Consider the following 11975-nt stretch of genomic DNA (forward strand, 5'->3'; position numbering starts at 1 on the left):
GTACCCGTTACATTTTCGCCCGCGCACCTGCAGGATCGTACATCGGTTTCAGCGATGCTTCGGCGCGCACGCGCGTCCCCGCCACGTCGATCTCGTAGGTGGATGCCAGCAGATCGGCCGCCGTCTCGCCCCGGCAGGGCACGTAGCCCAGCCCGATCGCCCCGCCCAGCGCATGCCCGTATGCGCCGGAGCTGAGGAAGCCGACGATCCGGCCGTCCCTCAGGACCGGCTCGTTGTGGTACAGAAGCGGTTCGGGATCGGTCAGGCGGAACTGCATCATCCGCCGCTCCAGCCCGGCGTCGCGCTTGCGCAGCACCGCGTCGCGGCCGATGAAGTCGGGCTTGTCCGTCTTGACGGCGAAACCCAGCCCGGCCTCCAGCACATGGTCCTCGGAGGTGATGTCATGCCCGAAATGGCGGAACCCCTTTTCGATGCGGCAGGTGTCCATCATGTGCATGCCGCACAGACGCAGGCCCATCTCCTGTCCGGCCTCGGTCAGCACCTCGAACACATGGGCGGCCATGTCGGTGCCGACGTAAAGTTCCCACCCGAGTTCGCCCACATAGGTCACCCGATGCGCACGGGCCAGGCCCATGCCGATCTCGATGGGCTGCGCGGTGCCAAAGGGGTTCGTGTCGTTGCTGAAGTCGTTGGGCGACACGCGCTGAAGCAGTTCCCGCGACCTTGGGCCCATGACGGCCAGAACACCTTCGCCCGCCGTGACATCGGTGATGACGACGTCGAAGTCTCCCACGTTGCGGCGCATCCAGGTCTCGTCCGCCAGGCGCGTGGCGGCCGGGGTGACCACCAGATAGGCAAGCTCCGACAATCGCGTGACGGTCACGTCCGCCTCGATCCCGGCGTTGCGGTTGAGGAACTGCGTATAGACGATCCGCCCCACGGGCACGTCGTACTGCCCGCCGCCGATATGGTTGAGAAAGGCGGTCGCGTCGCGCCCCTCCACCCGGATCTTGCCGAAGGACGACATGTCGTACATGCCGACATTCTCCCGTACCGCCATGTGTTCGGCGGCGACGTTGGCAAAGAAGTTCTGCCGCTTCCAGCCATAGCGATAGACCGGATCCTGCCCGGGTTCCGCGAACCAGTTGGCACGTTCCCATCCCGCGAGTTCACCCATCACCGCGCCGCGTTCCAGCAGGTGCGCATGAAACGGGGTGCGGCGCACGCCCCGTGCCGTCGCCTTCTGCCGGTAGGGGTAATGATCGGCATAGAGCAGGCCGAGGGTTTCGGTGGACCGCTCCGCCAGATAGCGCCTGTTTCCCTGAAACGGCTGCATCCGGCTGATGTCCACATCGCCAAGGTCGAAGGGTTTCTCGCCCGTATCCATCCATTGCGCCAGCGCCATGCCCGCACCCCCCGCAGACTGGATCCCGATCGAGTTGAACCCGGCGGCCACCCAGACGTTGTCCATCTCGGGCGCGAGACCGAGGTGGTAGGCGTCGTCGGGCGTAAAGCTTTCCGGCCCGTTGAAGAACGTGTGGATACCGGTCTGCGCCAGAACCGGCATCCGGTTCACAGCCGCGTCGAGGATCGGTTCGAAATGATCGAAGTCCTCGGGCAGCTGGTCGAATTCGAAGTTCGCCGGTATGCCATTGAGGGACCATGGCTTTGCCACCGGCTCGAATGCGCCAAGAAGGATCTTGCCTGCGTCTTCCTTGTAGTACGCGCATTCGTCGGGCACCCGCAGGACAGGCAGCCGTGTCAGTCCGGGGATCGGCTCGGTCACGACGTAGAAATGTTCGCAGGCCTGAAGGGGCACGTTGACGCCCAGCATCCTGCCGACCTCGCGGCCCCACATGCCGCCGCAGTTCACCACCGCCTCGCAGGCGATGTGCCCGCTCTCGCCGCCCTGCTCCCACGTCACACCGGTGATGCGACGGCCTTCGCGCGTCACACCGGTGGCCCGGATGCCTTCGAGGATCTGGCCACCGCGCTGCCGCGCCCCCTTGGCCATGGCGAGCGCGATGTTGGCCGGGTCACCCTGCCCGTCCTTGTCCAGGTAGACGGCCCCGGTCACGTCACCGACGTTGAGATGGGGATACCGGTCCTTCACCTCCGCGGGACTGATCTCTTCCACGTCCACGCCGAAGGCGCGTGCCATCGCGGCCTGTCGTCTGATTTCCTCCAGCCGTTCACCGGTCAGCGCTGCCGTGATCGACCCGCAGCGCTTGAAACCCGTTGCGACCCCCGTCTCTTCCTGCAGGCTGCCGTAAAGCTCCTGACTGTACTTGGCGAGGCGGGTCATGTTGGCGCTCGCACGAAGCTGGGCGATCAGCCCGGCCGCGTGCCAGGTGGTGCCGGAGGTCAGTTGCTTGCGTTCCAGCAGCACGACGTCCTTCCATCCCAGTTTCGTCAGGTGATAGGCGACGGAACAGCCGATGACGCCGCCGCCGATAATGACGACGCGGGCGTGAGAGGGCACTTGGGTCATGGGTTTTCCTTGTCGAATGCGGCGCTCAGGTCGCGCCAGCCGTGAGGTGCTCTGCCCCGGTCATGCCAGGTACCGGAAAGGTCGAACAGCGATGAAAGTGCGGATTCCGTTTCGTCCCGCGTCACGTCGGCGGCGGGCCGCAGCACGATCTTTTCCAGACGGGCGGTACAGGTGACGGCGAAACCGGTATCGAACTCCGAGCGTCCTTCGGCCTGCAGCGCATAGCTGTCGCCATCGAGGTAGGCCAGCGTCAGCCGGAAGCTGTCAACCGTGCCGTAGCTGCCGTCGTAGATCGCCGCGGGGGCCTCCGTGTCCAACCCGCCATCGTCCTGCCAGTCCACCACCAACCCGTCGAGCGCGGCGGCATCCCGGCTGCGGAGGTCGGATCGGTGGATGTTCAGCCATTGGGTCGTCAGGTCGTGATGCCGCAGATACGGGGGATCGTCCGGGTAGTCGGGGTCGCGCTCTTCCAACGGTTCGGTGGTGATCGTGATGTCGAGCGCGATCCTGCCCTCGTTCAATGGGACTTCTGCAAACAGCACCATCCGTGCTTCGGCAACCCGCAGGGTCAACGGTTCGCTGCCGTTCCTTGTGCGGGTAAAACAGGGCGCTGACGGGTCAGAGGGTGTCACGGTGCGCGCCTTCGGCCGAGCGGGTCGCGGCCGTTCGCGGACAGCGCCGCGCGCCGGAACCGACGAGGTGGGTGTCGATGCTCATGCCTTCAACCTTTCGTTTTCGGGATCCCAAAGCGGCTTGTCCGGCTGCACCACGGCCGGACAGAGCCTGCCGAAGATATTGATCTGCACCTCCGTTCCCGGCTGCGCGAGGTCCGCGCGGATGGTGCCCAATGCGATGGAGCTGCCGACCCGGTAACCCCAGTCGCCACTCGTGGTCTCACCGACCACCTCGCCGTCGTGGAAGACGGTGGACATGTACGGCGCATCGTGATCGCCGGCATCGACCAGAAGGGTGACGAACCGCTTCTTCACACCCGCCTGCTTTTCCGCCAGCAGCGCGGCCTTGCCGGGGAAATCAACCGGTTTGTCGAGCTTCACGAACCGGTCCAGCCCCGCTTCGAGCATGGTGTAGTCCGTGGAAAGATCACCCTTCCATGCGCGGTATCCCTTTTCGATCCGCATGGCGTTCAGGGCCCACATGCCAAAGGGTTTCACCCCTGCCGCCAGCAAGGCGTCCCAGATGGGTGGCATCGCCTCGGGCGCCGCGTGGATTTCCCAACCGAGTTCCCCGGCGAAGGACACCCGCACCAGCGCGGCTTCCTGTCCGGCCACCGTGCCGGTCATGCTGACGGACAGCCAGGGGGCATTCAGGTCGTGCCCCGCGGTCAGCGGCGCAAGAACCTCGCGCGCCTTCGGCCCGGTGACAAGCAGGCAGTCCACTTCGTCCGAATGGTCGGTGACGGTGATGCCTTGCGGGGCCTGCCGGCGAAAGAACTCGGCGTCGTGCCACTGGGCGACCGCAGCCGTGATCAGGCCCACGTCGTCGGGCGCGTGCACCATCACGCTGGTCTCCGTCACGATCCGGCCCCGGTCATCGGCGAAATACGCCAGTCCGACGCGCCCCGGCCCCGGCAGGCGCGAGGCGGTCAATCCGTCGATGAACTCCCGCGCGCCCGGCCCTTCGACCTTGAGCCGGGTGAAACCGCTGATCGGCAACATGCCGCAGCCGTCGCGCACCGCTTCCACTTCCTCGCGGATACGCGGTGCCCATGGGCCATTGCGATCCCAGGTCTGGGTCGCTTCCTCGGAGGTGTCATCGCCGGGACGGGCGAACCAGTTTGCCCGCTCCCACCCGTTGTAGGCACCGAACTGTGCGCCCGCTTTTTCGAGCCGTCCATGCAGCGAGGACAGGCGCTTGTTCCGGCCTGCGGGCCAGGCGTGGCGCGGGAAATGCATGGCGTATTCGTGGCCGTAGGTCTCCAGCGCCTTGGCGAGGGTATAATCGTGATCGGCGTATCCGGTATAGCGGCGCGGATCGACCGCCCACATGTCCTGCTCGGTCTGGCCATGCATGATCCACTCGGACAGGACCTTGCCCGCGCCGCCGCCCTGGGCGATCCCGAAGGTAAAGCAATGCCCTTCGAAGGCATTGCGCACACCGGGCATCGGGCCGACCATCGGCAACCCGTCGGGCGCATAGGGGATCGGGCCGTTGATGTTGCGGCTGACCCCCGCGGTGCCGAGGATCGGCACCCGCGCCATCGCATCCTCGATGTAGTATTCCAGACGCTCAAGATCGTCGGGGTAAAGCTGGAAACTGAAATCCTCCGGCATCGGATCGTCCGGCGTGACCCAGTGAGCCTTGCAGTTCCGTTCGTAGGGACCGAGGTTCAGGCCGCTCTTGTCCTGCCGCAGATAATAGGACGTATCCACGTCGCGCAGCAGCGGCACCTTGTGGCCCTTCTCGCGGGTCCAGGCCTCGAGTTCGGCGATCGGTTCCGTGAGGAAGTACTGGTGCGACATGACGACCATCGGCACGGTGCGCCCGCCGAAGGGCTTGAACATTTCGCCCACCCGCTGGGCATAGTAGCCCGCGCAATTGACCACGTATTCGCAGCGGATATCGCCCTTGTGCGTCTTCACGATCCACTCGTCGCCATCGCGGTCGAGGCCAACAGCCGGGCAGAACCGTTCGATCCGCCCGCCCCCATCCCGCGCGCCCTTGGCCAGCGCCTGGGTCAGCTGTGCCGGGTCGATGTCGCCGTCCAGCGGATCCCACAAACCACCCTTCAGGTCGTGGGTTTCCATGAAGGGATGCTTCTCGCGCAGTTCCGCCGGTGTGCATACCGCCATGTCGAGGCCCTGGTATTGCCCCATGGCGGCGACGCGTTCGAATTCCTGCATCCGCTCCTTCGAATGGGCCAGCCGGACCGACCCGGTGACGTGATAGTTCATCGGGTAGCCCACGTCCTCGCCCAGCGTCCGGTAGAGCGCCGCGGCGTAGCGCTGCATGTTCATCACCGCCCACGACCCGGCGAAGTTGGGCACATTTCCGGCAGCGTGCCAGGTGGACCCAGCGGTCAGCTCGTTCTTTTCCAGCAGGACGCAATCGGTCCAACCCGCGCGGGCAAGGTGGAAGAGCGTGGAGGCGCCCACCACCCCGCCCCCGATGATGACCACGCGGGCGGTTGTCGGGAATTCACTCATCGTGCCGTACCTCCTGCCGGGACGTCCCCGGAATGTCGTAGTAATCGCCCTTGTCGGCGGTGAAGATATGCCGTTCCAGCAGCAACCCCGTGTCGCCGTCCAATGCCCCCAGGGCCACGCCGATCTCGTCTTCGTCGTTGCTTTTCCAGAACAGGAAAGATCCGCAGGTGGGACAGAACCCGCGCCTCGCGTTGTCCGATGCCGCATACCAGCGGACCGGTCCCTTCATGCTGAAGCCCTTCATCCAGACGTTGACCGAGGCCCAGTAGTGGCCCGACTGCTTGCGGCACTGGCTGCAGTGGCAGGCAGCCGGATCGCGCGCGGTGTCGGTGGCGGTGAACGTGATCTTGCCGCAGAGGCAGCTTCCCTTGAGCATGGTCAATTCCTGATCGGTGTGGTGGACGTACCCAAAAGGGCGCCGTAGACGACGAAGCAAAGCGCCATCACGCGCCGGACCCAGACATTGAAAACCGCCCCCAGCGCCGCACGGCCGATGCCCGCGCCAAGGGCCGTGAAGAAGGTATAGCTGAGCGCCGTCAGGGTCAGCGCCGTCGGCACGATGACCGTCATCTGTTCCCAGATCGGGACGTCCGGCTGCACGAACTGGGAAAAGGCGGCAAGGTATCCCGCCACGCTCTTGGGGTTGATGGTGGCGATGGCCAGCGCGCGGAAATAGACCGACGTCGCGGGCCTGTCCGATACCGTGACCGGCGTGCGCGCCGTCATCCAGCCGCGAACCCCGAGGTAGACGAGAAAGGCCGCGCCGATCCACTTGGCCACGGTGAAGGCGGTCTGCGACGCCGCGAGCAGCGCCGTGACGCCCAACGCGGACAAGAGCAGGAACAGTGTGGCCTGTGTAAGAATGGCCAGCACCGCCACGATACCGCGCCGGAACCCGATGGTCATGCCATTGGTGATGCAATTGACGGCATTCGGCCCCGGCGTGGTCACGAACACTACCCAGAACAGGGCAAAGACGGTCCAGGCTTCGAAACTCATGATGGCTCCTAGTAGACGGGCGGTGCGATCACCCAGATCGCGACAGCAGGCGTGTCGAAGGGGTTGGCCCAGCGGAAAGCCTCTCCGCGGATGCGGAAACTGTCACCGGGATTTAGGACATGGGTGGTCCCTTCGATCTCGATCTCGAGCCGGCCGGACACGAGGTATCCCACCTCCTGCGTGGGGCGCGTGACGCTTTCGGTGATGCGGCTGTGCGGCTGGAAAGTGGAATGGACCACCTCGAAATCGTCGGTCAGATCGGGGGACAGCAGTTCCTCGACCAGTCCCGCGATGTTGGAACCGATGGGCCGCCGGGCGCCCTGCCGTACCACATGGCCCGCTTCGTGCGCGGGGGCCGCGGCATGGCGGAACAGCATGGAGACGGACACCCCCAGACAGGCCGCGATGTGCCGCAGATCGGTGATCGACGGCTCCGAGATGCCCCGCTCCACCTGGCTGAGCCAGCCGACGGAACGGCCCAGCGCGGCGGACATCTGCACAAGGGTCAGATCCCGGCTCTTGCGCAGGGCGCGCAGATCGGCACCTAGCGATGATGTGGAATCCGGGTGGCTGTGCTGCATCTGGGGACTGATGAAAATTCAGGCTTCATTTTCACGCTACCACGGAAAATGAAAAATTCCAGCATTATTTCACGGCCCCGAAAACCGAGCGCAGGATGCCATCCAACGCGTCGGCATCCGCCTCTCCAAAGGCATCGGGCTGGTCGCTGTCGATATCGAAAACGCCGATCAGCCTGCCGCTGGCGTCCGCCACCGGCAGGACAAGTTCGGACCGGGTCGACGAGGCGCAGGCGATGTGGCCGGGAAAGGCATCCACGTCCGGGACAAGCTGGATCTCGCCCGTGCGCGCCGCCGCGCCGCAGACACCGCGGGAGAACGGGATGACAAGGCACCCGTGGCCGCCCTGGTAGGGTCCGATCTTGAGCAGTTCCGGCGCCACGACGCGGTAGAAGCCGGTCCAGTCGAAGCGGTCGTCTGCGTGGTGGACTTCGCAGGCGACCGTGGCCATCAGGGCAACGACATCGTCCTCCCCTTCCGTGAGGGAGGCGATGCTGGCGGCCAAGGCGCGATAGTCCACCTGCCCGCTGCCGGGCGTGGCCTCCCGGGTGTCATTCTTCATGCGTGTCTCTCCTGTCTTGAAAGCGTGATGCCAATCCCCGCAGGCCGCGCCTGACAAGGGCCGTTCCACGGCGAAGTTCGGTGACGGTGCCAGTCCGGTCGCCCGCCGCCCGGCGGGCGCGGTTGCGCTGGATCATCAGCGCCTCGGACAGTTGCCCGATCAGGGCGTCGGCGACCGCCGCAACGTTCCAGTCCGGCTCTACCGCGGAGACCGGGATCGGCATGGGCACGTCCAGTTCCTTTGCCACGGCCTTGACGACCTCGCCCACTTTCAGCGCCTCCTGCCGTGGCAGGGCATGTTCGGGATAGGGCCAGTCCGGCAGCAGCGTGTCGATACAGGACAGCACCATGACCGGGCGGGGCGTGCGCCGCGCGGGATCGGCGGCGGCGCGCCGAAGCCAGGCGTCCAGCGCCTTCGCGTCCAGCGCGCGCGCCGGCCGGTTGGCACGCAGCACCCAGAGCACCATATCCGCCGTATCCAGTGCTTCCTGGACAACTGCGTCGGTCGCTGCGGTCCCGTCGAGGCCGGGAAGGTCCAGCAGAAAGCAGTCCGCACCGCCCAGCACGATGGGATGTGCGGTGGCACGATCCGTTGTCGCCATGGCGTCCGTCTCGGCCCGGTCGAGGCGCAGCAACGCATTGATCAGCGTCGATTTGCCGGCGCTCGTCTGTCCCGCCACGGCGATGCGCAGCGGCGCATCCGGCGCCGCCAGCCTGAGATGATCGCGCGCACCGTCCGCCACCTGCATCTCGAGCAGTTCCGCGTCGGAAAACCGCAGCCGGCCCGAGTAGAGATCGACCGCCGCCTTCGCGACTTCCTCCAGCAGGATGATCTGACCCAGCGCCATGGCTTCGGCCGTGATATGGCCGGAATGACCGCCCGCCAGCAGGTTGTCGATTTCCTGCATGATGCCCACGGGCGGATTCTTGATCAGCCTGATCACCCGCCAAGCGCCGTATCCCGTCCGGGCCAGATGCCGTGCGCGATCGCGATTGCGCCAGATCCAGACAAGCGTGCGCAGCCGCACGCTATCCGAGAAAGGCACCGCCTCGCGCATATCGGCGCGGAATCGCGAGGCCACCCGCTCGATCAACAGCAGGGCCTCGGGCAGGGTGAAATCCAACGCGCCCTTGGCCCGCTCACCGGACCGCGCGGCCACGGTCTCCACCACTTCGCGCCCCAAGGTTTCGAGATCCGCCCAAGGCACCGCCACGTCGATACGCCGCCGGATCAGGTCACGCGCCGCGTCGAAGGCCGCGGTTTCCCGTTCGCCCCAGTCGGGATCGGGCTGCACCCCGTCCTCAGGCGGGAGCCCGGTATCGGAAACCTCCGCAGGGTTCCTGCGCCGGAGCCGCGCAATGCGCTTGACGAGGTAGACTGCGCCGCCGATGCCGATGCAGGCCGCGATGAACCACAGGAACCAGCCACGTTCATAGAGCCAGATGAACCCAAGGACCGATGTCACGGCAAAGGGCAGCGCCAGGGCGCCGATGGTGATCACCGCATCCCATCGCAGCAGTCGCGCGCGTATCCTACCGAGATCGGCCACGTACCGCTCCGTCCAGTGCATCACGGTAGACGCGGCGCAGATCCGCCGGCGCCATGGCTTCGCCTGTGCGGTGATGGTGCAGGAAATACGCGGCCGCCCGCCCCAGCGCAAAGGTGGTCGCGAAGCTGACCGTGCCCGACGCGGCCGCGACGGCGGTCTGGCCGACCAGCGGCACCAGTTTGCCCACCTGCCGCAACCCGAAGAGCGCCGCATAACGCGCCGCGACGCCGAAACCCAGCGCCCCAAGGAAGGAAGCCGACATCGACCGGGTCCATTTCTGTTCGTAGTGGCGGCCCAGTTCGGCCAGCATCCACGCTTGGGCGGCCGGCACGGAAACGGCACCGATCAGGGGCGCGACGTCGGATGTCCCCGCCAGCCCGGCGTAGAACAGCACCCTTCTGCGCACCCGATCGAAGGCCTTCCCCTCGGTGCTGCGGGCCGTCCGGGCCGCCAGCAGAAGGGCGGCCTGGGGCAGCACATCGGCGAGGGCCGCACGCAGGTCACCGAGATCCGGCTCCCCGCCGGGCGGCATGGCGACCTCGACCGCGTCGATCTTGCTGCCGGTTGCCGCGTCGAACTGGCGGCGGATGGCCGCCGCGGCGCGCGCACGGGCGGCGGCGTCGGGCACGAGATCCGCGCCCGTCAGACCGAGGATCACCGGCATCCTGCGCCGGTCGAGCACCTTTGCCAGCGCATCGGTCACCTCTCCCTGCACGGGGTCGTCGAGGCGCGCCAGCACGATGATCGCATGTGCCCGGCCCTCGCAGACGGCAATGTCGCCAGCCGGATCATAGCCCGTCTCGCCGAGGCCGCGCGTATCGAGGAACCGCAAGAGGGGCTGTTCCGGCGGATAGTCGAAGACTTCCGCGGTGCGGGTGCAGGGCATGAAGCCATTCCCCACTTCCGCACCGGAAAGACCAGTGAGGGCCTGAACGAGGCTCGACTTGCCCGCCCCCGTCTTGCCCAGCAGCCAGAGCACCGGGATCGCCGCATCGGGCAACTTGCCGGGCGCGGCACCTTCAGGCGGTTTCGGGCGGCGAAAGGGCAATCTCATCGGGCGAGGCGGTCAGAGCCGCTCGATCGCGATGGCGGTACCCTCGCCTCCACCGATGCAGATCGCGGCGATACCGCGCCGCAGGTTGCGTTTTTCCAGAGCGTTCAGAAGGGTGACCATGATGCGAGCGCCGGACGCGCCGATGGGATGGCCCAGGGCGCAGGCCCCGCCGTTGACGTTCACGATCTCGTGGTCGATCCCCATTTCGTGCATGAAAGCCATCGGCACCACGGCGAAAGCTTCGTTGACTTCCCAAAGGTCCACGTCTTCCTTCTGCCAGCCGATCCGGTCCAGCAGCTTTTGCGCGGCGGGAACAGGCGCGGTGGTGAAAAGCCCCGGTGCCTGCGCGTGGCTGGCATGACCGAGGATGCGGGCGCGCAGCTTGAGCCCCTGCGCCTGCGCCGCGTCCTCGGAGGCGAGGACGAGCGCCGCTGCCCCGTCGGATATGGAAGAGGAATTGGCCGCCGTCACGGTGCCGCCTTCGCGGAAGGCGGGCTTGAGCTGCGGGATCTTGTCGGGGCGCGCCTGACCGGGCTGTTCGTCAGCCGCAATCGTGTCGCTGCCCTTTCGCGATGTCACGTCGATCGCCGCGATCTCGGACGCGAAAGCGCCGCTCTCCTGCGCCGCGATGGCGCGGGACAGGGAAGCCAGCGCGTAGTCGTCCTGCCGCTCGCGGGTGAACTGGTATGTCTCTGCGCAATCCTCGGCGAAGGTGCCCATCAGGCGGCCCTTGTCGTAGGCGTCCTCGAGCCCGTCGAGGAACATGTGGTCGATCACCTGCCCGTGGCCCAGCCGCGCGCCGCCGCGCATCTTGGGCAGCATGTATGGCGCGTTGGTCATGCTTTCCATGCCGCCTGTCACCATCACGTCGGACTGCCCGAGCGCGATCTGATCGAAGCCCATCATCGCCGCCTTCATGCCGGAGCCGCACATCTTGTTCAGGGTGGTGGCGGGAACATCCTCGCCCAGGCCCGCCGCGAAACTTGCCTGCCGCGCGGGCGCCTGGCCCTGGCCGGCGGGCAGGACGCAGCCCATCAGCACTTCCTGCACCACGGCGGGGCCGGCATCCGCCAGCGCCGCCCTGATCGCGTGACCGCCGAGCTCTGCCGCCGTCAACCCCGCGAAGGCACCCTGAAAACCACCCATGGGGGTCCGCTGCGCCCCCGCTATCATGACTTGTCGCATCGCCATCTCCTTTTCCGGACAGAGTTACCCGATGCTAATCTTTGGACCATACGGTCGGGCATCAGCTTTTGGCTCTGGAGGCCTGTCTATGGAAGTTTCCATCAAAACAGAAGATGACTTCTGCGTCATCACCCTGCGCGACCGGCGGATCGACGCGGCGGTGGCGCTGGATTTCAAGGAAACCATGCGCCGCGCGACGCGGGACGGGCCGGCGCACATCATCCTCGATCTGGGTAGCGTGACGTTCATCGATTCCAGTGGTCTCGGCGCGATCGTGGCGACGATGAAGTTTCTCGCGCCGAACCGGTCGCTGATCCTGGCCGGCATGACTCCGCCGGTCGACAAGGTGTTCCGGCTGACGCGCATGGATACCGTCTTTGCGATCCATGCCACGGTGGATGACGCACTGGCCATGCAGCGCGTCTGACCCGA

General features: G+C 66.3%; 11 protein-coding genes. 1 reads left to right on the top strand and 10 read right to left on the bottom strand.

The window, feature by feature from the left end; translation table 11 throughout:
• Positions 1-7: 7 nt before the first annotated feature.
• The 10 genes from BOO69_RS16620 to BOO69_RS16665 all read right to left on the bottom strand — a co-directional run bounded on the left by BOO69_RS16620 (position 8) and on the right by BOO69_RS16665 (position 11543).
• A complete protein-coding gene (locus BOO69_RS16620; protein ID WP_071973174.1) occupies positions 8-2452 on the bottom strand; it encodes a GcvT family protein in 2445 nt (814 codons plus the stop codon).
• Positions 2449-3024, bottom strand: coding sequence for a hypothetical protein (locus tag BOO69_RS16625; protein WP_071973175.1), 576 nt, complete (start codon positions 3022-3024; stop codon positions 2449-2451). Before BOO69_RS16625 ends, BOO69_RS16620 begins: the two co-directional genes overlap by 4 nt.
• A 141-nt stretch (positions 3025-3165) precedes the next feature.
• Positions 3166-5616 carry a GcvT family protein gene (locus tag BOO69_RS16630; protein ID WP_071973176.1) on the bottom strand — a complete coding sequence of 817 codons (2451 nt, stop codon included), beginning with the start codon at positions 5614-5616 and terminating at the stop codon, positions 3166-3168.
• Positions 5609-5992, bottom strand: coding sequence for a GFA family protein (locus tag BOO69_RS16635; RefSeq protein WP_071973177.1), 384 nt, complete (start codon positions 5990-5992; stop codon positions 5609-5611). Before BOO69_RS16635 ends, BOO69_RS16630 begins: the two co-directional genes overlap by 8 nt.
• A 2-nt stretch (positions 5993-5994) precedes the next feature.
• Positions 5995-6615, bottom strand: coding sequence for a LysE family translocator (locus BOO69_RS16640; protein WP_071973178.1), 621 nt, complete (start codon positions 6613-6615; stop codon positions 5995-5997).
• 8 nt (positions 6616-6623) lie between these two features.
• The gene (locus BOO69_RS16645) at positions 6624-7196 is read right to left on the bottom strand and encodes a helix-turn-helix domain-containing protein (RefSeq protein ID WP_071973179.1); all 573 of its coding nucleotides are present in this window, start codon (positions 7194-7196) and stop codon (positions 6624-6626) included.
• 64 nt (positions 7197-7260) lie between these two features.
• Positions 7261-7755 (bottom strand): GAF domain-containing protein, encoded by a 495-nt coding sequence (locus tag BOO69_RS16650; protein WP_071973180.1) that lies wholly within the window; start codon positions 7753-7755, stop codon positions 7261-7263.
• Positions 7745-9304: a GTPase family protein gene (locus BOO69_RS16655; RefSeq protein ID WP_071973181.1), complete on the bottom strand. Its 1560-nt coding sequence runs from the start codon at positions 9302-9304 to the stop codon at positions 7745-7747. The genes BOO69_RS16650 and BOO69_RS16655 overlap by 11 nt, the downstream gene beginning before the upstream one ends.
• Positions 9288-10358, bottom strand: coding sequence for a YcjF family protein (locus BOO69_RS16660; protein WP_083545559.1), 1071 nt, complete (start codon positions 10356-10358; stop codon positions 9288-9290). The genes BOO69_RS16655 and BOO69_RS16660 overlap by 17 nt, the downstream gene beginning before the upstream one ends.
• A 12-nt stretch (positions 10359-10370) precedes the next feature.
• Entirely contained in the window at positions 10371-11543 is a 1173-nt protein-coding gene (locus tag BOO69_RS16665) for a thiolase family protein (RefSeq protein ID WP_071973887.1), read from the bottom strand.
• Positions 11544-11631: 88 nt separating this feature from the next.
• Between BOO69_RS16665 and BOO69_RS16670 the strand changes: the two genes are divergently transcribed.
• Entirely contained in the window at positions 11632-11970 is a 339-nt protein-coding gene (locus tag BOO69_RS16670) for an STAS domain-containing protein (protein WP_071973183.1), read from the top strand.
• The last annotated feature ends 5 nt before the right edge of the window (positions 11971-11975 follow it).

It is taken from the genome of Sulfitobacter alexandrii, from assembly GCF_001886735.1.
GTDB lineage: Bacteria > Pseudomonadota > Alphaproteobacteria > Rhodobacterales > Rhodobacteraceae > Sulfitobacter > Sulfitobacter alexandrii.

Coding starts and splice junctions, on each gene's coding strand:
- BOO69_RS16645 (WP_071973179.1), bottom strand. CDS start 7,196: ATGCAGCACAGCCACCCGGATTCCACATCATCGCTAGGTGCCGATCTG.
- BOO69_RS16630 (WP_071973176.1), bottom strand. CDS start 5,616: ATGAGTGAATTCCCGACAACCGCCCGCGTGGTCATCATCGGGGGCGGG.
- BOO69_RS16670 (WP_071973183.1), top strand. CDS start 11,632: ATGGAAGTTTCCATCAAAACAGAAGATGACTTCTGCGTCATCACCCTG.
- BOO69_RS16635 (WP_071973177.1), bottom strand. CDS start 5,992: ATGCTCAAGGGAAGCTGCCTCTGCGGCAAGATCACGTTCACCGCCACC.
- BOO69_RS16620 (WP_071973174.1), bottom strand. CDS start 2,452: ATGACCCAAGTGCCCTCTCACGCCCGCGTCGTCATTATCGGCGGCGGC.
- BOO69_RS16640 (WP_071973178.1), bottom strand. CDS start 6,615: ATGAGTTTCGAAGCCTGGACCGTCTTTGCCCTGTTCTGGGTAGTGTTC.
- BOO69_RS16660 (WP_083545559.1), bottom strand. CDS start 10,358: ATGAGATTGCCCTTTCGCCGCCCGAAACCGCCTGAAGGTGCCGCGCCC.
- BOO69_RS16650 (WP_071973180.1), bottom strand. CDS start 7,755: ATGAAGAATGACACCCGGGAGGCCACGCCCGGCAGCGGGCAGGTGGAC.
- BOO69_RS16665 (WP_071973887.1), bottom strand. CDS start 11,543: ATGCGACAAGTCATGATAGCGGGGGCGCAGCGGACCCCCATGGGTGGT.